The organism is Oceanicaulis alexandrii DSM 11625 (assembly GCF_000420265.1).
GTDB classification, from domain to species: Bacteria; Pseudomonadota; Alphaproteobacteria; order Caulobacterales; family Maricaulaceae; genus Oceanicaulis; species Oceanicaulis alexandrii.
The window spans coordinates 792782-813550 of sequence record NZ_ATUP01000001.1 but is presented as its reverse complement, the minus strand read 5'-3'; the positions used below and the strand labels follow the sequence as shown (position 1 = coordinate 813550).

Here is a 20769-nt window from a genome sequence, read left to right as displayed (position 1 = left end):
GTTACGCGGCGGCTTTCGCAAGGCGGTTGATCAGGGCGTCCAATTGCAAGCCCTCGGCTCTGGCGGCGAAGCTGAGCGCCATGCGGTGCTTGAGCACGGGCTCGGCGAGGGCGAGCACGTCGTCAGTAGATGGCGCGAGACGCCCTTGCAGCAAGGCGCGCGCACGCACCGCCAGCATCAGCGCCTGACCGGCCCGGGGGCCGGGGCCCCAGCTGACGCCGTCGCGGACTTCCGGGTCATTGGAGCGGTCCGGGCGGGCTTGTTCGAGCAGCGCCAGAATGGCGTCGAGCACGGCTTCACCCACCGGCATGGCGCGAACCAGCTGTTGCAGATCGAGGATTTCCTGTGCGTTCAGAACAGGCTCGGCGACGGAGTCTTCAGATCCGGTGGTGGCCAGCAAGATGGCGCGCTCCTGATCCTTGTCAGGATAAGGCACGTCGATCTGCATCAGGAAGCGGTCGAGCTGGGCTTCAGGCAGCGGATAGGTGCCTTCCTGCTCGATCGGGTTCTGGGTCGCCAGCACATGGAAGGGTTGGGGCAGGTCATGGCGTTCGCCCGCCACGGTGACGAAGCCTTCCTGCATCGCCTGCAAAAGAGCCGCCTGGGTGCGCGGGCTGGCGCGGTTGATCTCGTCCGCCATCAGCAAGCGGCAAAAGACCGGACCGGGGATGAACCGGAAATGGCGCTTGCCGTCCGCGTCCTGGTCGAGCACTTCGGAGCCCAGAATGTCCGCCGGCATCAGGTCAGGCGTGAACTGCACCCGCTTGTCTTCAAGCCCTGTGACCACAGCCAGCGCATGCACGAGGCGGGTTTTCGCCACGCCCGGAGGGCCGACCAGCAGGCCATGTCCGCCTGAGAGGATCACGGCAAGTGATTGTTCGACCACGTCATCGAGCCCAATAATGGAGCGGGCGATGGACTGGCGAACCTCGGCCAGGCGTGCGGTTGCAGCGTCTGCGCGTGTTGAAAGCGCCTGTACGTCTTCCTTCGAGGTGGGCATCGGCTTACATCCTTGAACGAGGCTGTTTTCTAACCTCAAACATGGCCGCAGCCAGAGGAGGTGTCCATGGGCGCACCGAAGTCTGAACAAGATGCAATGCAGTCGCTGCTCTCGGCGGCGGAGGCGATCGACACCGCAGACGGCTATCCCCCGGTGGATCGGTGGGAGCCGGACTATTGCGGGGAGATGGATCTCGTCATCAAACGCGATGGCGGCTGGTGGCATGAAGGCGCGCGAATCGGGCGCGAAAAACTCGTGCGATTGTTCGCGCGCATCCTGCGAAAAGACGAGGACGGCGAGACCTATCTCGTCACCCCGGTCGAGAAAATCAAAATCAAGGTCGAGGCCGCGCCCTTCACCGCTGTGCGCGTGGACCGGTCAGGTTCAGGCCAGGACCAGAAGCTGGCTTTTCTGACCAATCTTGATGACGCGGTGATTGCGGGACCGGAGCATCCCTTGCGCGTAGAGATCGCAGAGGACGGCGAGCCGGAACCCTATGTGCATGTGCGCGGGCGTCTTGAGGCGCTGATCACGCGCGCGGCCTTTTATGATCTCGTGGAATTCGCCGAACGCGGAGAAAATGATCAGGGCGAACCGGTGATGGGCGTGTGGAGCCGCGGTGTGTTCTTCCCTCTGGGGCCGGCCGCATGAGCGTTGAGACGGATCGTATTCTCAAACGCCTGAGCACGGTTCTGGACCCGGTCGACGCGCCTATGGAAGCGCGGCCGACTCGCGGCGACGGGGATCTGAACGAGGATCTGGCTCTGCCCGCCGGCCGTAAGCTCAAGCCCGCTGCGGTGCTGGCCTTGCTGGTCAAGCGCGAGACCGGGCTGACCGTGCTGTTCACCCGGCGTGCGGACCATTTGCAGGCTCATCCGGGACAGGTCAGCTTCCCCGGCGGGCGCCAGATGGCCGGACGTGAGAGCTTGTGCGAGTGCGCCCTGCGTGAGACCGAGGAAGAAGTGGGCTTGCCCCCAAGCGCGATCACGATGCTGGGGCGCTGGGAGAGTTATGAAACCGGCACCGGCTACGCCGTCACGCCGTTCGCCGGCGTGATTGAGCCAGGATTTGATCTGTCGCCAGATCCGGGAGAGGTGGCGGAGGTGTTTGAAACTCCGTTCGATTTCCTGATGGATCCGGATAATCACAAGCTCGAGGAGCGCGAGTTCGCCGGCATGCTGCGACGGTTTTACGCCATGCCGCACAAAGGACGGTATATCTGGGGCGCGACGGCGGGCATGCTGCGCGCCTTGTCCATCCGATATGCGCAAGGGCGACCAGGCGAACCCGTCAGGCGTTCAAAGGAGACCAGCCTATGACCCGCATTTTTCTGTTGATGCTGGCGGCGTTCGCTCTGCCCTACATCGTCGCTCGGGTTTTGTCGGCGGCTGGCGTGCTCGCCCGGCCCATGTCTGTGACCCTGGGCGTGTTGTCGGGCATGGGCGCAGCTTTGGTCATGCTGGTGGTTCTGGTGCTGCTTGAAACCGACGCCAGCTCCCGGGACGGCGCCTACCAACCGCCGCGTCTGGAAGATGGGGAAATCCGCCCCGGCCAGTTTGAAGAGCGCGACCCGCCGCCCACTGACGAACCGATCTAGCGAAGGTGTGAGGGATGAAGCTCGATCCCGATCAGCACGCCTTTCTGACGGACCCGGCGACGATCGCGGTTATGGACGCGATCAGTCCTGCTGACGCGGATACGGCGCGCTTTGTCGGCGGCTGCGTGCGCAACGCCCTGCAAGGCGAGCCGGTCCAGGATGTGGACATCGCCACACAGTTGACGCCAGACGAGACGCTGGCCGCGCTCAAGACTGCCGGTATTCGGGCGATCCCCACCGGGCTTGAACACGGCACGATCACGGCAGTGGTCGATGGCGCGCCTTTTGAAATCACGTCCCTGCGCAAGGATGTGAGCACCGACGGACGGCGTGCGGTGGTGGCCTTCACCACGGATTGGGCGTTGGACGCCGGACGGCGCGATTTTCGTCTCAACGCAATTTACGCGCGGCGGGACGGCAGCCTGTATGACCCCTGGAACGGCGTGGCGGACGCAATGGCGCGACGCGTGGTCTTTATCGGTGATCCGGATCAGAGGCTTGCCGAAGACGTTCTGCGCATCCTGCGCTTTTATCGTTTCAATGCCTGGTATGGCTCGGCGCTCGATGCGGCGGGCCATGCGGGCTGCATCCGCGCCGCGCCCAATCTGGCGGGGCTGGCGCGTGAACGGGTGTGGAAAGAGCTCAAGAAACTGCTGGCCGCGCCTGATCCCGGGCCTGTGGTCAAAGCGATGCATCTGGGCCACGTTTTACAATCGGTTTGGCCGGAACCGCTCGACTTAAACCTTCTCTTAAGCATAATTAACGCCGACAGAGGGAAAGGGCGCGCGCCCGACACGCTCTTAAGAGCGGCGGCGCTGTGCGGGGGAGAGGGTGACGCCGTGCGTAGCCTGTGTGACCAGATGAAAGCGTCAAACGCGGAAGCGAGCCGTCTCGTCGCCATGTGTGGCCCTGCGCCGGAGCGGGCAGGAGACGTGCGTCCCGGGCTTGATGGCAAGGCTCTGTCTCGCGCGCTCTACGTGCTCGGCTGTCAGACTGTATCGGATCGCTTGCGCCTGGCTGAAGCGCTGGGCGAGGGCGATGCGGACGCGGATTTGCGAACGGCTGCGGCCTGGCGCGCCCCTGATCTGCCGATCAATGGCCGCGACCTGATTGAAGCGGGGTTGCACACCGGGCCGCAGCTGGGGGCCGTTCTCAGCCAGCTCGAGGAGGCCTGGATCGAATCACGATTCACGCTGGACCGTCAGGCGCTTCTGGCGATAGCGAGCGAGGGGCGGGGATGAGCCTGTCCGAGCTTTTCTCCCTGCGCTATCGCGCCCGGGTCGGCAGCGGCGAGCTGTTCGCCGCTGACCTGCACCTGCACGATCGCCGCGCGCTGGAAGAGAAGGCCAAGGCGCTCAACTACACCGAAGACGAGGTCGAGAACGCGCTGGTGGACGCGGAGCTGGCGTTACGCATCCAGCTGGCGAAAACCATCAACAACGCCAACGAGAAGCGCAAGATCAAGGACCTGCCGCGCCGCGCGCGCCAGATCATGGCGGACGCCTATCTGCAGGCCAATCGCGCGCACTGGTCGGCGGTTCTGGACGCGCCGGGTTTCGAGAACCTGTTCCAGGCTGAAGGCGGCGTTAGCGCGCGCGATCCGCTCAACGGCAAGAAATGGAGCATCGCCGCCAACCTCATGATCTTTGATTATGTGGAGGCGTTCTTTGATCTCTTGCCCGGCGAGGAGCAGCTCGAGTTCAGCCGCGATCTGAACCAGCGTCTCCAGCGCGGGGAATCGCGCTGGTATTTTCAGCTGGGCCGCTGGCGCCGTGATGACTGGCCGCGGGAACGCGACAGCCAGTTTGACCAGATCCTGTACTCGCTCAAGAGCCAGGCCGATCAGGCGCTCACCGCCCAGGACAACAAGATCCGCAATGGCGAGACGGTCACGGCGCAAACGCTGGACCCTCAGAAAGTCTCTGCGTCTTTGTCAGAAGCGGCGCGCAGCCTGTGGGAAGCGGATCGCCTTCTGGAATCGGATCTGTTGTCCAAGAAAGTGCGCCATGGCGCCGCCGTGCGCGCCGCGCGTCATGCGCTGGATCAGTGTCTGGTGCATTTCCGGGGCAAGCTGGACGGACCGTTCGTCAAGGCCAAACCGCCCAAGGACAAGCGACCCGGCAAGGGGCTGGGCCGACTGGCGGCGCCGACCCTGGACAAGAGCGCGCTCAAGGGCGTCTCCGAAGGCGTGGCGGCGGCGATCCGTATCGAAATGATCGGCAAATGGCTGGCCCATGGCGGCGGTCTGAAAGATCAGCGCCTGAACGCGCTCGACCGGGCGGGGCTGGCGGAAATGCTGTTGCGGCTGGTGCTGTTCGGTCTGCCTGAGGACAAGGACAGCCCCTACGATATCGAGGAAGCGGAAGCGGACGAGATTCGCAGCTATTCCAAGATCACCGCGGTGCGAGACGTGCCGAAGCGGGACGGCAAGCTGCTCAACCACGGCGAAGGCAGCCTGATGCTGCACATGGACGATGAAGCCAGCGCTCGGCTGGCGGTCGATGTGCTGGCCCGACTGTGCCAGTTTGCGACAGGGGCGGCAGGGTCGCCTAAAGATGCGGCCGAGATGCGGGCTGACCAGCCTATCCGTAAAAATCTGGGCGCCCCCCTGGAGACGCGCCGTGCGCCGAATCCGATCTGGCTTCAGATGACGAACTGGCTGATTTTGGGCGGTGTCGCCGCCTCGTTAATCGGGCTTGGCTTCATCTTCGGATTGCTCACGGCTGGCTGGTCTCCAGCCTTTTTGTCACCGTGAAGCTATTCGTCCGTACCGCTTTCAGACATCGGGGCGATCTCGACACGGCCCTCTGACAAGGCTTCCAGTCGCGCATAGGCCTTGTCGTCGCCGCGGCGCGCCTGTTCGATCAGCGCCTGCAAGGTGACATAGCGGCTTTCCAGATCCTGGCCTTCGCGTTGGCGCGCTTCCGACCCGATCTGGGCTTCCATACGCGCTCGGAACTGCTCAACGACCGTTTGGCTGTCACGCTCGGCGATGCCGCCTTCGCCGTCCGACAAGGCGTTCAACAACGCATCAAACGGGCTTTGCGACAGGCTCAAATCAGGCGCTTCAACCCCGGCCTTGGCGGATTCTTGCTCCACGATCGCCTGCATGGTCTCACGGGTGCCGCGATAGCGCTCGGAGTTCTGCTCGTCCTCAGACAGGGAATCGTAGAACTCGATATAGGCGCGCGCCCGGGTCAAGACGTCGCCGGTATGTTCTGGGGCGGTGAACGCTTCGCGCTCGCGGGCAAGCATCTTCATGCGGGTGTCGCGCGCGACGTCAGGGTCGAGGCCGGGCTGTTCCAGCGTAGCGGCGAAATTGTCCTTGTAGGCTCGAGCGCCAGACAGAGCGTTGCGGAAAATCGCGTCTCCGCGTTCGCCGAGCAGGGCGTCCACGCGCGCGGAGGCGCCGTTCAGCACCGCTTGCGCCGCCGCGGACAGGCTGACGGTGTCATTGGTTTTTGAAGAATTTTCACCCTGCCCGGCGGCGCCGGACCGCGCTTTTGCGATCTCGGTTTGCGTAGCTGCATTGGCGCCGTTCGGGCCCAGATATGGACCTTGGGTTCCAACCGTATTGACCATGTAACGCTCCATAGGCGGGGTGCCGTTTAAGGATAGCGTTCGATGAGTCTGCTAACCGGTCGTTAACGCAGATTAAGATTTCGCTTATGGCCAGCGGGCGTGGGGCGGCATGGAGGACAGGATGGAATTGATGTTTCCGCCGGTCTCGAGCCCGAATTTGGTGCCGCGATCATACAGAAGGTTGAACTCGGCATAGCGGCCGCGGCGCACCAATTGTTCTTCGCGGTCGTCCTCTGACCAGGGCGTGTCCATGCGCGTTTTGACGATCTTGGGGTAAGCGGTCAGGAAGGCTTCGCCCACATCGCGCGTAAAGGCGAAGTCCGCCTCATGATCGCCGGTGTCGAGATGGTCGTAGAAAATCCCGCCCGTGCCGCGTGATTCCTGACGGTGCTTGAGCCAGAAATACTCGTCGCACCAGTCTGTGAAGCGCGGGTAATACGTCGCGTCATGGGCGTCGCAAGCGGCTTTTGCGGCCTCATGAAACAGCACGCTGTCCTCAAACCCCTTGTCACGCTGGTAATCCTGGGTCGGGTTCAAATCCATACCGCCGCCAAACCAGCTTTGCGTGGTGGTGATGAAGCGCGTGTTCATGTGCACGGCGGGGATGTGGGGATTGCGCATGTGCGCGATCAGGGACACGCCGGTCGCGTAAAAGCGCGGATCGGTCTCGGCGCCGCGGACGCGCGCGGCGAATTCCGGGCTGAACTCGCCGAAAACCGTGGAGACGTGCACGCCGACTTTTTCAAACAAGCGGCCGTGCATCATGCCCATCACGCCGCCGCCCAGCTCTTCATCACCGTCGCCGCGCACCCAGGGCGTGCGTTCAAACCGTCCCGCCTCTCCGGGATAGAGCTTTGGATCGGCGACGTCCTCGAGCGCTTCGAAGGCGCTGCAAATACGGTCGCGCAGCGATTCAAACCAGGCTTTGGCGCGGGCGCGACGATCCGAAAGGATGTCGGCGCTGGGTTTGGCGGTTGCGGACATGCTCGCTCCTCAAGGGTCCAGGCTGTGTGGAAAAGATACATCTGAGCTGACGCTGGCAAGTCTAAACGGCGCCTGAAGCGCTGGCGCGTGCGACAGGCGGGCATTAGTGTTCGCCGCCTTATCAAGCCGAGTTTGAGTGTGGATGAGTGTCGCCATGATTGATCCGTTGACCGACCTGCGTGATGCGCGAGCCCGACAAGACCTGCTGGCTGTCTCAGTCGAGGCGCGCCGCCTGATCGAGGCTGCGCCGCAGCTGGGCAGCCAATGGGGCGACGTGGCCAGTCTGGCGCTCGAGGTGGGCGACGAAACCGGCGCCTTGCTGGCGGCTGAACGCCTGACCGAAGCCTCTCCGAATTATCAGCAATCCTGGCTCTGGCTCGTTTCCGCGCTGACCGGGCTGGGGCGACATCAGCGTGCGCTTGAGGTGCTCGAAACGCTGATCGCCCAAGCGCCCAATGATCCGGCGCTGCAAAGACGGGCGGGACGCACGCTTCTGTCGCTGGGGCGCACTAATCTGGCGGCGCTGAGCTTTCGGCGCGCCATTTCTCTGGACCGGTTCGACGTCATGGCGTGGGAAGGCCTGTCGGAATGCGTGACCTTTGAAGCGGGCTCCGCCGAGCTGGCCGCACTCGAGGAAATGCGTATCCAGAACTCAGACACCATGTCCTCCACCCAGCGCGGCGTGCTGGCCTATACGCTGGCCAAGGCCTATCGCGATGTGGGCGAGGATGCGGTGGCGGCCATGCGCGTGGCCGAGGGCGCGTCCTTCTGTCTGGCGGATACCGCGTTTGACACCGGTCGCCATGAAGAATCCGTCAAGGCGCTGATCGCCAGTTATGAGCCAAACTTTGTGGATCAGCATGAAGAGGCGGGCGTCATTGACGGGCGTCCGGTGCTGCTGATCGCACCGCCTTGCGCCGGCGCGGACTGGCTGAGCCAGGTGCTGGCGGCTGACGCCGATGCGGGCGCCTTGATGCGCAATAACGGCCTGTTCTGGCTCAACGCGACGCCTTTGGGCGATCAGACCCTTTCAGAGATTTCAGCGGCAATCGAGGCGGGGTGGGGCCGCAATGTCCTGGGCGATGTGGCCAAGCGCTATCTGAGCCAGGTCGAGGAAGCCTTGGGCCAGCCTGCGTCACGAATCATTGATCCCAGCTCGCTGTCTGAAATGGCCGCGGGCGCATTCGGCGTGTGCCTGCCGGCGGCCCGGATGGTGCGGATTTTCCGCGATCCGCGCGATCTGGCCTGGTCGATCTACAAGACCCGGTTCCGCAAGGCGCGGCACTGGACATACCACCCTGATGACATCGCCCGTGTCCTGGCGTGCCATAACCGGCTGTGCGAGCATTGGGAATCCCTGTTTCCAGAGCGGATTCTCACTATACGCTATGAAGACATCCTCAGCGATCCGCAAGCGGCGGCGCGAGAGGTGGCGGCGTTTGTCGGTGTGGACGCCGATGCTGCGGCGTCTGAGGCCTGGTTGCGGAGCGAAGCGCTGAACGCGGATCCCGCTGGCGTTCATGCGGAAGCGGGTGATCGCTTTGAACCTTTGAGCGCTGCGCTGGAGCGTGCGGGACTGATTTGACCGTGCACGCCTGTATTTGCGGGGGATAACCGCCATCACCGGCAAAATCTGATCCTTTTTACGGGATAATCAGGTTGAAAAATATGGGGGCGCACATTAATCCGCCCCGATGACACGTTGTATGTTCAGCGGGACTGCGTCAGCAAGCCGCACCGCAAAACAGCAACGGTGCGCTAAGTCTGAGATCGCGCGCTAGCGTGCGTGGGGCCTGCCAGGTTCTGCGGGGCGGGCAGTTCGAATTCAAGAGGTCGGCACGTGACGGACGTGAACAGCAATCCTGAGACCGGCGGCGACGAGCCGTCGCGCCGGGACTTTCTCTACATCGCATCGGTTGGAGCAGTGGGCGTCGGTGGCGCTCTCACGCTGTGGCCGTTCATCGATCAGATGAACCCGGCGGCGGATACGCTTGCGTTGTCCACCACCGAGGTGAATGTCGGCGCACTCGAAGAAGGCGCGGAAATCACGGTGATGTTCCGTGAGCGTCCGCATTTCGTGCGTCGCCGCACCGCGACCGAAATTTCGGAAGCGGCGGAAGTGGAGGTGTCTCGCCTTCCTGACCCGCTGGCGCGCAATGCTAACCTTGAAGACAGCGCGCCTGCGACTGATCAGAACCGATCCGCATTCACCGCCCTTATCGACGCAGGCGTCGAGGTGGATGAAAGCCTTCGCGGGTCCTTGCTGGTCTCCAGCGCGAACTGCACCCATCTGGGCTGCGTGCCGACCGAAGGCGCTGGCGACTATGACGCCTGGTTCTGCCCGTGTCATGGCTCGCACTACGACACCGCCGGTCGGATTCGCCGTGGCCCGGCCCCGGAAAATCTGCCTATTCCGCCGATGACCTTCATCTCGGCGACGACATTGCGTCTGGGCTAGGGAGAGCGAAGAATGAGCGGACCGAGCACGTACGAACCGAAAACCGGTGTGGAGCGCTGGCTGGACCAGCGCCTGCCGATCGTGCGCCTGGGCTGGGACTCCTTTGTGGATTTCCCGACCCCGCGCAACCTGAACTACTGGTACACATTCGGCGGCATCCTGACCGTCTGCCTGATGATCCAGATCCTGTCCGGCATCGTGCTGGCCATGCACTATGTGCCCCACATCGATTACGCGTTCGCTTCGGTTGAACGTATTGACCGCGATGTGAACTTCGGCTGGCTGCTTCGGAACATTCACGCCAATGGCGCGTCCATGTTCTTCCTGGCTGTCTACCTGCACATGCTGCGCGGCCTGTATTACGGCTCCTACAAGGCTCCGCGGGAGCTGTTGTGGATCCTGGGCGTGGTGATCTACCTGCTGATGATGGCTGCCGCCTTCCTGGGCTATGTGCTGCCCTGGGGCCAGATGTCCTATTGGGGCGCCATGGTGATCACCAACCTGTTCGGCGCGCTGCCGCTGATCGGCACGCCGATCACCGAATGGCTGTGGGGCGGGTTCTCAGTGGGCAACGCCACGCTGAACCGCTTCTTCTCGCTGCACTATCTGATCCCGTTCCTGATCGCCGGCATCGTCGGCCTGCACGTCTGGGCGCTGCACGTTCCGGGCAACAACAACCCGACGGGCCTGAGCATCAAGACCAAGGCGGACACGCTGCCTTTCCACCCGTACTACACGGTGAAGGACGGCTTCGCGATCATCGTCTTTATGATCATCTTCGCCTTCTTCGTGTTCTACTGGCCGGACGCTCTGGGCCATGCCGACAACTATATCGAGGCGAACCCGCTGGTGACCCCGGCGCACATCGTTCCCGAATGGTATCTGCTGCCCTTCTACGCCATCCTGCGGGCTGTGCCTGACAAGCTGGGCGGCGTGATCTTGATGTTCGGCGCCATCGCGGTGCTGTTCATCCTGCCCTGGCTCGACACCTCCAAGGTGCGGTCCATGCGCTATCGTCCTCTGGGCCGCTGGTTCTTCGTGTTCTTCGTGATCGCGTGCATGGGCCTGGGCTGGTGCGGAGCTGAGCTGCCCGACAACAAGGTGCCGGTGCTGGGCGCAGTGGGGCTGGACTTCCTGTGGCTGGGCCGTCTGCTGACGCTGTACTACTTCGCCTATTTCCTGGTGATCCTGCCGCTTTTGGGCTTCATCGAGAAACCGACCCAACGTCCGGCCTCCATCGAGGAGTCGGTGCTGGGTTCAGGCAAAAAAGACATGCCGGCGGCGTCCGCCGCTCCGGCCGAATAAGGAGAGCGATAGATGAAAACGATCCAACGCCTCCTCACCGTGGCTGTCGGCGCTCTGGCGCTGGCGACCCCGGCCGCGCTGGGCGCGGGCGAGCAGTATGAGCCCGCCGAGCACACCTGGTCCTGGGAAGGACCGTTCGGCAGCTATGACCGCGGCGAGCTGCAACGCGGCTTCTTGGTCTACCAGCAGGTCTGTTCGGCCTGTCACGGTCTGGAGCAACTGCATATTCGCAATCTGGGCGAACAGGGCGGTCCGTTCTACACCGAGGAATATCCCAACCCCAATGACAACCCGATCGTTCGGGCCATTGCGGCGGAATATTTCATCGAAGACGGTCCTGATGAATATGGCGACATGTTCGAGCGCGCTGGCCGTCCGGCTGACCGCTTCCCGAGCCCGTACGCCAATGATGCGCAGGCTGCGGCGTCCAATGGCGGCGCCATCCCGCCTGATTTCTCGGTGATCGTGAAAGCACGCCATCATGGTCCGGAATACATCCGCTCCCTGATGCTGGGCTATGACTATGAAGTCCCTGAGGACGTCACCGTGGCGCCGGGTCAGTACTACAATCCGTACATGTCTGGCGGTCTGATCGCCATGCCGCCGCAATTGCAGGACGGTCTGGTGGAATACGCTGACGGCACCGAAGCCACCAAGGAACAGATGGCGCATGACGTCGTCACCTTCCTGACCTGGGCGTCCGAGCCGCACATGGAAGTGCGCAAGAAGATGGGCCTGATGGTCATGATCTACTTGCTGGCGCTGGCGGGACTGCTGTACGCCGCCTACCGTCAGGTCTGGTCGAACGTGAAGCACTAGGCTTTCGCGTTTAGACGGAACAAGATTGCGGGCCGTCCGGACATCCGGGCGGCCCGTTTGTTATGAAGGCTGCCGGTGTTAAAGGACCGATCATGAGCCGCGATCCAATCCATGTCTCACCTCATGATCCTGCCTGGGCCGCCGAAGGCCTGGCGTATGCGGACGCTGTCTGCGTCGCTCTGGGATCGCGCGCCTTGCGCGTCGACCATGTGGGTTCGACGGCCGTGCCGGGGCTCGCCGCGAAGGATGTGATCGACATTCAGGCGCTGGTCATTGATCTGGACGATGAAGGGCTGATCACGGCGATGAAGGCTGCGGGCTTCACCCATCGCCCCGACAACACCGGCGATGACCCGAACCTCGACACCGCGCCGTCCCTGGGCCCGGATGACTGGCGCAAGGTCTATTTCAGAGAAGCCAAGGGTCAGCGCCGTCTGCATATCCATGTCCGGCGCAATGGCGCGGCGGCCGCGCGCAACATGCTTCTGATGCGCGACTTCCTGCGCGATAACGAGAGCGCGCGCCGGGACTATGGCGACTTCAAAATGGCGTTAGCGGACAAGACACGCAGCGACCGGACAGCGTATCAGGCGATCAAGCGTCCCTTCATCTCGACCGTGCTGCGGTCGGCGGAAAGCTGGGCGGAGATCCATCACTGGGCGCCGGGCGTGCCTGATTCATACTGGAGAACCGAAGAATGAGCTGGAAACTCGGGATTATCGGCGGCTCCGGCCTTTATGGTCTGGACGGTCTGGAAAACGTGCGCAAGGAGACGGTGGGCACGCCGTGGGGCAATCCCTCCAGCACGCTGGTGCACGCCACGCTTGAGGGTGTGGAGCTGGTGTTCCTGGCGCGCCATGATGAAGGCCACCGAATCCCGCCGAGCGATCTCAATTACCGCGCCAATATCGACGCGCTCAAACGTGCAGGCGTCACTGACGTTCTGTCCCTGTCTGCGGTAGGCTCGCTCAAGGAAGAGCTGGCGCCGGGCGCGTTCGTGGTTGTGGACCAGTTCATCGATCGCAGTTTCGCGCGCAATAAAAGCTTCTTCTCTGAAGGCTGCGTCGCCCATGTGGCGATGGCGGATCCTGTGTGTTCGCGCCTGTCCGCCATGGCGGCGGATGCCGCCGAGGCGGCTGGCGTTGAAACCGTTCAGCGCGGCGGGACCTATCTGGTGATGGAAGGCCCGCAATTCTCCACCCGCGCGGAAAGCCAGCTTTACCGCCAATGGGGGTGCAGCGTGATCGGCATGACCAACATGCCTGAAGCCAAGCTCGCCCGTGAAGCCGAGCTGCCCTACGCCAGCGTCTCCATGGTCACAGACTATGATTGCTGGCGCACCGAGGACGCCGATGTCGATATTTCCGACATTCTTCGGACCATGCACGCCAACACCGTCCATGCTCACGCCCTGGTGCGCAACCTGGTGAAGGCGATGGCGGCGACCGAGCGCACCGACAGCCCGCAAGGCATCGAGAAAGCGCTCGAATACGCCATCATCACCGCGCCGGAAAAACGCGATCCAGCGCTTCTGGCCAAACTCGACGCCGTTGCGGGCCGGGTGCTGAAGGCCTAGCTTCATGCACTGATGATGCATGAAAGGGCGTTCTGATGGTCTGTCACTCTCCGCTTCAGGGCGCGATGCTGTCCGCTCTGGCCGCCTCTGTCATGGTGCTGTCCCCACCGGCGCACGCCCAAGCGCCCGCGCCGGCGATGACGGCGTTCGAGACGGGCCAATGGGGCGTCGCGGAGAGCGCCGCGGCCAGTCAGACCTCTGATGTGGAGGCGCTGATTCTCGCCTCTGAAGCCGCGCTGATGCCCATTACGCTCGACCAGGCCGAGGGTCTGTCACGCCGGGAGCGCCGTCAGGCGGCTCTGCGCGCGCAAGACTATGCGGAAGCGGCGCTGGCGCTGGAGCCCGAGAACGCCCAGGCGCATCTGCGCCTCGCCGCCGGGCTGGGGTATCAGTCCCGCTATGTGAACACGGTGCGCGCTGTGATGATGGGCCTGCCACAGCGCGGGCGCGATCATATGGTTGAAGCGTTGGCGCTTGACCCTTCAGAGCCCTGGGCTCCGGCGATGCTGGGCGCCTGGCATCTGGAAGTGGTGCGCCGGGCGGGCGAGGGCATGTTTGACGCCAACGAGGCGGAGGGCCTCGCCCTGATGCGTCAGTCCGTCGAGATGGAGGGCGCGCCCGCCGCCATTCCCTATCGCTTTGCTGTGGCGCTGGTCGCCGTCGACCCGGCCGCTCATGGCGAGGAAGCCAATCTGATGCTGAACCGGGCGATCACCGCCTCTTCTCAGGATGCGGTGGGACAGGCGGTCTCGGCGCTTGCAGGGCATCTTCTGGGTCTTCTTGAGACCGATTCCGCTGCGGCTCAGACTGAGGCCGTGCGCCTTCTCGAAGAGTAATTTCAATCGCTTAGCTTGTCAGCTCGGCTTTCAAGTCAAAAATTTCACCCATTGGGTCAAAAATAATTGACATGGGGTCTGCGCTCTTTTACATCTCGACATGTCAAAAAAATTCGACATCAAATCAAAGGAGTTTGACATGTCGTTTCAAGAAAAAAGCAATCTGGTCATGACGGTCATCATAGCCTTGGCGTACGGCGTATATTTCGCAGTGGTTATGCCGCCGGCCTTAATCGATGGACCGTCCATGGAGGGGGTTGGGCCCTATCTGTTCGCCGCGGTTGTGTTCCTCGTCATCGGTGGTGTGGTCGCCCACATCCTCGTCGCTATTGCTGCGCCCAAGGAGGCCGATGAGGCTGACGAACGTGACAAGCTGATCGAAATGCGCGCCGACGCCCGCTCAGGCTATGTGTTGGGGACTGCGGCTGTCTTGTCGCTCGGACTGGCGTTGACCGAGCAGCACCTGTTCTGGATCGTGCATATGATCCTGGGGGGGCTTGTGGCGTCCGAGCTGGTCAAGGGCGTGCTGCGCGCCATCGACTACCGCAGGGGTGTCTGATCATGGCCAAATCCACCCAGATCAAGAACCGTATCCGCGAGCTTCGCTTTCACGCCGGAGAGATGACCCAGGCCGAGCTCGCCAAGCGGGTCGGCGTCACCCGGCAGACGATCCTGGCCATTGAACAGGGCAAGTACTCGCCCTCGCTCGAAGTGGCGTTTCAGATCGCAGCGGTGTTTGAAACGCCTTTGACCGAGGTGTTTGAGTATGCGCCGGAGCGCTCCTCCTGACACATCTCTGGCGTTCAGCGCCCTCGCAGTTTCCAGTGCGGGGGCGCTGGCCTATTGGCTGGCCCAGACGATGCGGGCCATCCACACAATGTCACGGGTGGCCAGATTGCGGTTGTCATAGGCGGGGTTGAGCGAGATCAGCTCGACGCTGTCGGCGGTGACCCGGCCCAGCTCCTTGGCCATCACTTCACCCTCGCGGGTTTTCACCACGACCCGGTCGCCGCGACGCGGGGGCGCTTCGGGGTTGACGACGATGCGGTCGCCATGGCGATAGACGGGAGCCATGGATTCGCCGGAAATTTCGAGCGCGTAAGCGCCGTCGCCTTCCTCGCCGGGAAACAGGATGTCTTCCCAGCCCGAACCGGACGGAAAGCCCGCATCGTCGAAAAAGCCGTCATTGCCGGCTTGCGCAAAACCGATCAACGGCACGGAGCGGCCCTGGCTGCGGCCCATGGCGAGGGCGGCGAATTCGTCAAAGCCCACTTGAGTCGCGTCCAGCGCCTTGGCGAGGCTTTCCGTCGAGGGCCAGCGCGGTTTTGCGCCGTCCGCGCTTTTGCGCTTGGAGGGGTTGAATGTGGTGGGGTCCAGCCCGGCGCGGCGCGCCAGCCCGGACGGCGTCAGGCCCACGCGGTTCGCCAGCCGGTCAATCCCGTTCCAGATCTGGGCATGGGTCAGCATAAGCATACCGTATAACGCGACTCTTAACGCTCTTATAGCAGGAAAAAAATCCTTGAGGAATGCCGAGGGCTCTTGAAGGCGCAGTCTGAAGGCACGCACGCTTGCGCCAGGCCCGTTGGCGTCGTATCGGCCTGTGTCATGACCGAGCTTATTTATCGCATCGCTGATCCGGCGGCTCTGGCCGCGGCATCGCTCGCCGGCGCCTATGAAGGCGAGGCCCATGACAAGGCTGACGGCTTCATCCACGCCTCGTCGCTGGACCAGCTGGCGGACACCCTGCAGCTGCACTATGCCGACTCCGAACGGTTGGCGGTGGCCGAGATCGATGCAGCGGCCCTGGGCGAGACGTTGAAATGGGAAAAATCCCGCAATGGCGCCCTGTTTCCTCATGTCTATGGCGACATTCCGTTCAGCGCGATCACGGGCATTCACTTGCTGCAACGTGATGAGCGCAGCGGGTGGCGTCTGCCTTCGGAGTTGACCCGATGAGTGACGCCCTCGCCAAGCTGCTCACCCTGTTGCCGGCGGAAACCGCACACCGCACCGCCCTGATGGGATTGAAGGCCGGGTTTGGCCCGAAAGCGCGCACGGCCGCTGATCCGGTTTTGAAAACCGCGCTGGCGGGCATGGAGCTGAGCCATCCGGTCGGGCTCGCCGCCGGATTCGACAAGAACGCCGAAGCGCCGGACGCCCTGCTCAACGCCGGGTTCGCCTTTGTGGAAGTGGGCGCGGTGACGCCCCGTCCGCAGCTCGGCAATCCGCAGCCGCGCCTGTTCCGCCTGCGCGAGGATAAAGCCGTCATCAACCGGATGGGCTTTAACAATGAGGGGCTGGATGCGGTCAAAGCCCGGCTTGAAGCGCGGCAGGACAGCCCGACGAAAGCGACGGGGGCTGTGGGCGTTAATCTGGGGGCCAACAAGGATTCTGAGGACCGGGCGAATGATTACGCGGTTCTACTGAAAGCTCTCTCAGGTCTGGCGGACTTCTTCACCGTCAATATCTCCTCGCCGAACACGCCCGGCCTGCGCACGCTGCAAAGTGGCGATGCGCTCGACGAGCTTTTGAAGAAGGTCAATGACGCGCGCTGGGCCGAGCCGGTGTTTCTCAAGGTGGCGCCCGATCTGGTCGAAGCCGATATCGACGCCATCGTAAAAGCGGTTCAAGTGCACGCCCTGTCCGGCCTGATCGTGTCCAACACCACGCTGGAACGCCCTGAGAGCCTGAAAAGCGCCCATAAGGGCGAGGCGGGCGGTCTGTCTGGCTTGCCGCTCAAGACGCGCTCCACAGAGGTTCTGCGCCAGTTCCGTCAACGCACCGGCCCGGATCTGCCGATCATCGGCGTGGGCGGGATTGACGGGCCGGAGGCGGCGTACGCCAAGATCCGCGCCGGCGCGAACGCCGTTCAGCTGTACACGGCCCTGGTGTATCAGGGGCCGGGTCTGGCGCTGAAAATCCGCGACGGCCTGGCGATGCTGCTGAAAGCGGACGGGTTCGATCATGTGTCAGAGGCGGTGGGCGTCGACGTCTAGGCGACAAAGCTGCGCTTGAGGCTCGGCCAGCCCACCATCAGGGTTCCCGCCCGGGCGACATAATACGCCAGGAACGCCAGCCACAGCCCGTGCGCCCCGAAGGCGGGTCGCAGCACCGCGTCGAGCGCCAGATAGATCACCAGCGCCGCAATCATGGCGTTGCGCATGAGCGGGCCCTGGGTGGCGCCGATCATCAACCCGTCCAATTGCCAACTGGGCATGCCGAGAAGCGGCGTCAGCGCGCACCAAATCAGGAAACTGCGGGCGGTGGCGCGGGTGGCCTCGTCAGTGGTCATCATCATGATGAACTGATCGCCCAGCAGCAGGAAACCGACGCTGAGCAGGATCGAGAAGGCCAGCGCCAGCTCGCTGGTCAGCCGGAAGGCGCGCAACAGCCGCTTCCAGTTCTTCGCCCCGGCTGCGCGACCGGTCTCGGCTTCGGTCACATGGGCGAAGGCGTCGAGGAAGAAGGCGCAGATCGAGATGTACTGCATCAAAATGGCGTTGCCCGCCATAACGTCCGCCCCCTCACGCAGGCTGGCGATGTTGAACCAGGTGAACCCGGCCAATAGCGCCATGGTGCGCAGGAAGATGTCGCGGTTGACCGAGACCAGGCGGCGAATGGCGGTTCCGTCAAACAGGGCGCTGGCGGGGGACGGGCCGCGATTGCGCAGGATCAGGACGATCAGTCCGGCCGCCGCCAGAAGGTGCAGCCATTGCGCCGCGGCGCTGGCCGCACCCACGCCCGCCACGCCCATGTCAAACCCCAGAACGAAGAGCACGGACAAGCCTGCGTTTGTGAGGTTCAGCACCGCCTGCAAGACCAAAGCCCGTCCGGTGAGCCCCAGCCCGATCAGCCAGCCATAGACCGCAAACCCGGCGAAGGCCGCCGGCGCGCCCCACAGCCGCGCATCCACATAGGCTCGGCCCAGCGTCTCGACCTCTTCAGGGCTGTCAAAGAGAGCGAAGGCGGCTGCTTTCAGCGGCCATTGCGCAAGCAGCAACACCAGGCCGATGGCGACGCCGATCAGTCCTGCTCGCCACAGAACGGCGCGCACTTCGCCTTCATCCTCGCGTCCGTCCGCCTGGGCGGTGAGCGCTGTCGCGCCCATGCGCAAAAAGGCGACAGACCAGAAAAAGACGTTGAACACCAAGCCGCCCAGCGCCACGGCGGCGATGGCTTGAGTGTCGGCGGTGCGTCCGATCACGGCCAGATCCACCAGCCCCACCAGAGGCGAGGCGATGTTTGCGCCCATTATGGGCAGAGCGCGCAGGAAGACTTGCTTGCGGGTCAGGGGCAGGGCCGTCATTCAGGCTGGATAACCGCTCAGTCCTCAGGAGGCGAGCGTCAAATCAGTCCGCCAGCGCGTCACCCAGGGCGTCACCGGACTCCCAGGCGAGTTCAGCGCGCGGGCCCAGCCGCCAGTCTCCCGCACACCCCAACGTGCCGGTCGGGTCCAGGGCGAAGGGTGTTCCAGGCGCTTCGGTCACCAGCGCATAGCGCCAGCGATGGGCCTGGCTCCACACCGGCAGGGGCAGGCCAAATCGGATGAAGGCTTCTTCTGTCAGCGCGCGAGCGACAGTCTCAGGATCGCTTTCCAGAAACGCTTCAGACCAGTCCGGCGAGGCATGAAGCACCCAGGACTCAGGGCCCGTCTGGCCGGGGCGAGAGGTCATGCGCGCCATCCAGCGCAGCGCGCCACCCAACAGTTTGGCGCCGTCAAACCCCGGATCAGCCGCTGTTTCCGGTACGGTCATCACCGCCCAGCAGGGCGAGAGTTTCGCCGCCAGCGCTTCAGCAATCATGGCGGAGAATTCACCGTCGCTCCGCGCCAGAAACTCGATCAGCTGTTCAGGGGGGATCGTAAGAGCGAGCTTCTGGAATGGGCCTTCCGTCTCTCCGTCCTCAAAATGAATGATCCAGGCGCCGTCTTCACCGCTGACCCGGACCGCGCGGCGACCGAATCGGACGCCCATTCCAGTCAGGGCGGTCTTCACGATCGCGTTCATGCCCGGCACCCCGACCCAGCGCGTTTTATCACGCAGGCTTTCCGCATTGCCGCCACGGTCGATGGAAACGGTGCGGCCCGTCCACAAATCGGCTGCGCCTGCGGTTTGCGCTTCGGTCAGCAGAGTGCTGAAGCTTTCACCGGTGGCCGTCAGGAATTGAGCGCCATGATCAAAACTGACATCACCCAGCGGCGTGCTGGCCCGGCGGGTGGACATGCGTCCGCCTGGTCCGCGCCCTTTATCGAACAGAACGACGTCCAGTCCGCGGGCGGACAGGGCTCTGGCTGCGGCTGCGCCCGCCAATCCGGCGCCGATCACTGCTGCGCGTTGCCTGGCCACCTGTCATCCTCTTCGCTGCGGTCTAGTTTGATGAATGTTATGGATCAGAAAAATACAAAACCCAGTGAATCCAAACCCGATGATGCAGTCGCAGGGGCGCCTGTCGAGGTCTTTTATGATGGCGGATGTCCGCTCTGCCGGGCGGAGATCGGATATTATCGCAACTCAGGCGCCAATGCTCAGTTCACGGACGTAACTCAGGACGGCGCGTCGCCGTCAGGCGTCAGCTGTGAACAGGCGCTCAAGCGCTTTCATGTGCGTGATGCAAAGGGCCGGTTGAGATCCGGCGCAGCGGCTTTTGCGGCGCTCTGGCGCGTCACGCCGGGCTGGCGTTGGCTGGGCGTTATTGGCGGCGCTCCGCCCTTTGTCTGGATCGGTGAAGGCGCCTACAGGCTGTTCCTGCCCCTTCGGCCCTATCTGCAGAAACTGGTGGGGCGATGGTCCAGGGCGGGTGTCCGATGAAAGGTCCAGCGCCGCGCTCCAAAAAGGGCGATTTGCCAGAAAAGATTTGTCCGGTTTGCAAGCGCCCCTTCGCTTGGCGAAAGAAATGGGAGCGCAACTGGGAGAGCGTGAAATATTGCTCCAAGCGGTGCGCCTCAAAACGCCAGACTGTTTAATGTACGGCACATGACGGAAGTCTCATGTAGCGGCCAGCACGCGGTTAGGTGAGGCGACCTAGGGTCAGCCTTATGGACAGAAGAGATCCGCTCCGAAGAGGGCGGTCCGCGTCCAAAGGTCGAACTTAGGAGATAGGTCATGTCTACGCTTTCCGTGTTGCTCGCCAGCCTGGCTGGACTCACGCTCGCCCCCGCTTCTGAACTCCCGTCTGAAGATGTTCTGACCCAAAGCCGGGTCGTGAACTTCGCAAGCGAACAACTTCTCACTGACGAGGGCGTCGAGTCCCTCCGTCGTGAGATCGCTCACACAGCGCGCCGTGTGTGCCGTGAGCCTGGGAGCCTTCATTCTCGTATCAGCCGTGAAGCCCGGGCCTGCGCTCAAACTGCCTATGAGCAAGGGCTTGAACAGCTTGAAATTCAGATCGCCGAGGCCCGCGCTTCAAGACGCCAATACGCGCAAAGCGCGATTGAATCCGATCAGGCGGCCCATTAGGTCGCCTTGGATTTCAGATCCCGGAACAACAGCCACACTGCTCACGAGGCTGTTCCCACTGACCTCCTCCCTGACTCAGGGTGGAGGTCTTTTCTTTTTGGCGGCGAGTTCCGGTTTCATGGCTCGCCATGCATTTTTGCAAGACAGAGCTGCAGGC

The 20769-nt window shown here is 63.2% G+C and carries 25 protein-coding genes; 19 read left to right on the top strand and 6 right to left on the bottom strand.

Features of this window, described 5'->3' with window-relative positions:
* Window position 1 precedes the first annotated feature (1 nt).
* The gene (locus G405_RS0103970; RefSeq protein WP_022700209.1) at window positions 2-1000 is read right to left on the bottom strand and encodes an AAA family ATPase; all 999 of its coding nucleotides are present in this window, start codon (window positions 998-1000) and stop codon (window positions 2-4) included.
* A gap of 66 nt (window positions 1001-1066) precedes the next feature.
* Here G405_RS0103970 and G405_RS0103965 point away from each other — a divergent pair, with 66 nt between their 5' ends.
* The 5 genes from G405_RS0103965 to G405_RS0103945 are packed head-to-tail and all read left to right on the top strand — an operon-like array spanning window position 1067 to window position 5352.
* Window positions 1067-1651: a DUF1285 domain-containing protein gene (locus G405_RS0103965; RefSeq protein WP_022700208.1), complete on the top strand. Its 585-nt coding sequence runs from the start codon at window positions 1067-1069 to the stop codon at window positions 1649-1651.
* Window positions 1648-2319 (top strand): NUDIX hydrolase, encoded by a 672-nt coding sequence (locus tag G405_RS0103960; RefSeq protein ID WP_022700207.1) that lies wholly within the window; start codon window positions 1648-1650, stop codon window positions 2317-2319. The genes G405_RS0103965 and G405_RS0103960 overlap by 4 nt, the downstream gene beginning before the upstream one ends.
* On the top strand, window positions 2316-2597 hold the full coding sequence (locus tag G405_RS0103955) for a hypothetical protein (protein ID WP_022700206.1): 282 nt from the start codon (window positions 2316-2318) through the stop codon (window positions 2595-2597). The genes G405_RS0103960 and G405_RS0103955 overlap by 4 nt, the downstream gene beginning before the upstream one ends.
* 14 nt (window positions 2598-2611) lie before the next feature.
* Window positions 2612-3838, top strand: coding sequence for a CCA tRNA nucleotidyltransferase (locus tag G405_RS0103950; RefSeq protein ID WP_022700205.1), 1227 nt, complete (start codon window positions 2612-2614; stop codon window positions 3836-3838).
* Window positions 3835-5352: a hypothetical protein gene (locus G405_RS0103945; RefSeq protein ID WP_022700204.1), complete on the top strand. Its 1518-nt coding sequence runs from the start codon at window positions 3835-3837 to the stop codon at window positions 5350-5352. The genes G405_RS0103950 and G405_RS0103945 overlap by 4 nt, the downstream gene beginning before the upstream one ends.
* A 2-nt stretch (window positions 5353-5354) precedes the next feature.
* Here the strand turns inward: G405_RS0103945 and G405_RS0103940 are convergent, their stop codons facing one another.
* Window positions 5355-6179 carry a hypothetical protein gene (locus tag G405_RS0103940; protein WP_156861346.1) on the bottom strand — a complete coding sequence of 275 codons (825 nt, stop codon included), beginning with the start codon at window positions 6177-6179 and terminating at the stop codon, window positions 5355-5357.
* 84 nt (window positions 6180-6263) lie between these two features.
* Window positions 6264-7163 (bottom strand): oxygen-dependent coproporphyrinogen oxidase, encoded by a 900-nt coding sequence (hemF, locus tag G405_RS0103935; RefSeq protein ID WP_022700202.1) that lies wholly within the window; start codon window positions 7161-7163, stop codon window positions 6264-6266.
* Window positions 7164-7317: 154 nt separating this feature from the next.
* Here hemF and G405_RS0103930 point away from each other — a divergent pair, with 154 nt between their 5' ends.
* The 9 genes from G405_RS0103930 to G405_RS0103890 all read left to right on the top strand — a co-directional run bounded on the left by G405_RS0103930 (window position 7318) and on the right by G405_RS0103890 (window position 14946).
* On the top strand, window positions 7318-8748 hold the full coding sequence (locus G405_RS0103930) for a sulfotransferase (RefSeq protein WP_169447491.1): 1431 nt from the start codon (window positions 7318-7320) through the stop codon (window positions 8746-8748).
* Between the two features lie 255 nt (window positions 8749-9003).
* Complete coding sequence (petA, locus tag G405_RS0103925) at window positions 9004-9621, top strand: ubiquinol-cytochrome c reductase iron-sulfur subunit (RefSeq protein WP_022700200.1); 618 nt, start codon at window positions 9004-9006, stop codon at window positions 9619-9621.
* 12 nt (window positions 9622-9633) lie between these two features.
* Window positions 9634-10926 carry a cytochrome b gene (locus G405_RS0103920; protein ID WP_022700199.1) on the top strand — a complete coding sequence of 431 codons (1293 nt, stop codon included), beginning with the start codon at window positions 9634-9636 and terminating at the stop codon, window positions 10924-10926.
* Between the two features lie 12 nt (window positions 10927-10938).
* Window positions 10939-11745 (top strand): cytochrome c1, encoded by an 807-nt coding sequence (locus G405_RS0103915; protein WP_022700198.1) that lies wholly within the window; start codon window positions 10939-10941, stop codon window positions 11743-11745.
* A 92-nt stretch (window positions 11746-11837) separates the two neighbouring features.
* On the top strand, window positions 11838-12446 hold the full coding sequence (locus G405_RS0103910) for a GrpB family protein (RefSeq protein ID WP_051143329.1): 609 nt from the start codon (window positions 11838-11840) through the stop codon (window positions 12444-12446).
* Window positions 12443-13321, top strand: coding sequence for an S-methyl-5'-thioadenosine phosphorylase (locus G405_RS0103905; RefSeq protein WP_022700196.1), 879 nt, complete (start codon window positions 12443-12445; stop codon window positions 13319-13321). The genes G405_RS0103910 and G405_RS0103905 overlap by 4 nt, the downstream gene beginning before the upstream one ends.
* Before the next feature lie 35 nt (window positions 13322-13356).
* Window positions 13357-14157, top strand: coding sequence for a tetratricopeptide repeat protein (locus G405_RS0103900; protein ID WP_022700195.1), 801 nt, complete (start codon window positions 13357-13359; stop codon window positions 14155-14157).
* A 139-nt stretch (window positions 14158-14296) separates the two neighbouring features.
* The gene (locus G405_RS0103895; RefSeq protein ID WP_156861344.1) at window positions 14297-14716 is read left to right on the top strand and encodes a hypothetical protein; all 420 of its coding nucleotides are present in this window, start codon (window positions 14297-14299) and stop codon (window positions 14714-14716) included.
* A gap of 2 nt (window positions 14717-14718) precedes the next feature.
* Window positions 14719-14946, top strand: coding sequence for a helix-turn-helix transcriptional regulator (locus G405_RS0103890; RefSeq protein WP_022700193.1), 228 nt, complete (start codon window positions 14719-14721; stop codon window positions 14944-14946).
* Between the two features lie 51 nt (window positions 14947-14997).
* On the opposite strand, the gene G405_RS0103885 is transcribed toward G405_RS0103890, so the two are convergent.
* Window positions 14998-15630: a S24 family peptidase gene (locus tag G405_RS0103885; protein ID WP_199285739.1), complete on the bottom strand. Its 633-nt coding sequence runs from the start codon at window positions 15628-15630 to the stop codon at window positions 14998-15000.
* 132 nt (window positions 15631-15762) lie between these two features.
* On the opposite strand from G405_RS0103885, the gene G405_RS0103880 reads away from it, so the two are divergent.
* Both G405_RS0103880 and G405_RS0103875 read left to right on the top strand, forming a co-directional pair.
* Window positions 15763-16113, top strand: a complete 351-nt coding sequence (locus tag G405_RS0103880) for a DUF952 domain-containing protein (RefSeq protein ID WP_028284511.1) — start codon at window positions 15763-15765, stop codon at window positions 16111-16113.
* Entirely contained in the window at window positions 16110-17153 is a 1044-nt protein-coding gene (locus G405_RS0103875) for a quinone-dependent dihydroorotate dehydrogenase (RefSeq protein WP_022700190.1), read from the top strand. Before G405_RS0103880 ends, G405_RS0103875 begins: the two co-directional genes overlap by 4 nt.
* On the opposite strand, the gene G405_RS0103870 is transcribed toward G405_RS0103875, so the two are convergent.
* Entirely contained in the window at window positions 17150-18463 is a 1314-nt protein-coding gene (locus G405_RS0103870; protein WP_022700189.1) for an MATE family efflux transporter, read from the bottom strand. The genes G405_RS0103875 and G405_RS0103870 overlap by 4 nt on opposite strands.
* Before the next feature lie 43 nt (window positions 18464-18506).
* Window positions 18507-19502, bottom strand: coding sequence for an NAD(P)/FAD-dependent oxidoreductase (locus tag G405_RS0103865; protein ID WP_022700188.1), 996 nt, complete (start codon window positions 19500-19502; stop codon window positions 18507-18509).
* Between the two features lie 39 nt (window positions 19503-19541).
* Here G405_RS0103865 and G405_RS0103860 point away from each other — a divergent pair, with 39 nt between their 5' ends.
* From G405_RS0103860 to G405_RS0103855, 3 genes are all read left to right on the top strand, one after another.
* Window positions 19542-19964 (top strand): thiol-disulfide oxidoreductase DCC family protein, encoded by a 423-nt coding sequence (locus G405_RS0103860; RefSeq protein ID WP_022700187.1) that lies wholly within the window; start codon window positions 19542-19544, stop codon window positions 19962-19964.
* Complete coding sequence (locus G405_RS17230) at window positions 19961-20119, top strand: DUF2256 domain-containing protein (RefSeq protein WP_084683401.1); 159 nt, start codon at window positions 19961-19963, stop codon at window positions 20117-20119. The genes G405_RS0103860 and G405_RS17230 overlap by 4 nt, the downstream gene beginning before the upstream one ends.
* Before the next feature lie 139 nt (window positions 20120-20258).
* A complete protein-coding gene (locus G405_RS0103855) occupies window positions 20259-20612 on the top strand; it encodes a UrcA family protein (RefSeq protein WP_022700186.1) in 354 nt (117 codons plus the stop codon).
* Window positions 20613-20769 lie beyond the last annotated feature (157 nt).

Coding starts and splice junctions, on each gene's coding strand:
- G405_RS0103970 (WP_022700209.1), bottom strand. CDS start 1,000: ATGCCCACCTCGAAGGAAGACGTACAGGCGCTTTCAACACGCGCAGAC.
- hemF (WP_022700202.1), bottom strand. CDS start 7,163: ATGTCCGCAACCGCCAAACCCAGCGCCGACATCCTTTCGGATCGTCGC.
- G405_RS0103890 (WP_022700193.1), top strand. CDS start 14,719: ATGGCCAAATCCACCCAGATCAAGAACCGTATCCGCGAGCTTCGCTTT.
- G405_RS0103930 (WP_169447491.1), top strand. CDS start 7,318: ATGATTGATCCGTTGACCGACCTGCGTGATGCGCGAGCCCGACAAGAC.
- G405_RS0103880 (WP_028284511.1), top strand. CDS start 15,763: ATGACCGAGCTTATTTATCGCATCGCTGATCCGGCGGCTCTGGCCGCG.
- G405_RS0103875 (WP_022700190.1), top strand. CDS start 16,110: ATGAGTGACGCCCTCGCCAAGCTGCTCACCCTGTTGCCGGCGGAAACC.
- G405_RS0103910 (WP_051143329.1), top strand. CDS start 11,838: ATGAGCCGCGATCCAATCCATGTCTCACCTCATGATCCTGCCTGGGCC.
- G405_RS0103940 (WP_156861346.1), bottom strand. CDS start 6,179: ATGGTCAATACGGTTGGAACCCAAGGTCCATATCTGGGCCCGAACGGC.
- G405_RS0103955 (WP_022700206.1), top strand. CDS start 2,316: ATGACCCGCATTTTTCTGTTGATGCTGGCGGCGTTCGCTCTGCCCTAC.
- G405_RS0103915 (WP_022700198.1), top strand. CDS start 10,939: ATGAAAACGATCCAACGCCTCCTCACCGTGGCTGTCGGCGCTCTGGCG.
- G405_RS0103860 (WP_022700187.1), top strand. CDS start 19,542: ATGGATCAGAAAAATACAAAACCCAGTGAATCCAAACCCGATGATGCA.
- G405_RS0103885 (WP_199285739.1), bottom strand. CDS start 15,630: ATGCTTATGCTGACCCATGCCCAGATCTGGAACGGGATTGACCGGCTG.
- G405_RS17230 (WP_084683401.1), top strand. CDS start 19,961: ATGAAAGGTCCAGCGCCGCGCTCCAAAAAGGGCGATTTGCCAGAAAAG.
- G405_RS0103855 (WP_022700186.1), top strand. CDS start 20,259: ATGTCTACGCTTTCCGTGTTGCTCGCCAGCCTGGCTGGACTCACGCTC.
- G405_RS0103965 (WP_022700208.1), top strand. CDS start 1,067: ATGGGCGCACCGAAGTCTGAACAAGATGCAATGCAGTCGCTGCTCTCG.
- G405_RS0103870 (WP_022700189.1), bottom strand. CDS start 18,463: ATGACGGCCCTGCCCCTGACCCGCAAGCAAGTCTTCCTGCGCGCTCTG.
- G405_RS0103920 (WP_022700199.1), top strand. CDS start 9,634: ATGAGCGGACCGAGCACGTACGAACCGAAAACCGGTGTGGAGCGCTGG.
- G405_RS0103895 (WP_156861344.1), top strand. CDS start 14,297: ATGTCGTTTCAAGAAAAAAGCAATCTGGTCATGACGGTCATCATAGCC.
- G405_RS0103900 (WP_022700195.1), top strand. CDS start 13,357: ATGGTCTGTCACTCTCCGCTTCAGGGCGCGATGCTGTCCGCTCTGGCC.
- G405_RS0103905 (WP_022700196.1), top strand. CDS start 12,443: ATGAGCTGGAAACTCGGGATTATCGGCGGCTCCGGCCTTTATGGTCTG.
- G405_RS0103945 (WP_022700204.1), top strand. CDS start 3,835: ATGAGCCTGTCCGAGCTTTTCTCCCTGCGCTATCGCGCCCGGGTCGGC.
- G405_RS0103960 (WP_022700207.1), top strand. CDS start 1,648: ATGAGCGTTGAGACGGATCGTATTCTCAAACGCCTGAGCACGGTTCTG.
- G405_RS0103950 (WP_022700205.1), top strand. CDS start 2,612: ATGAAGCTCGATCCCGATCAGCACGCCTTTCTGACGGACCCGGCGACG.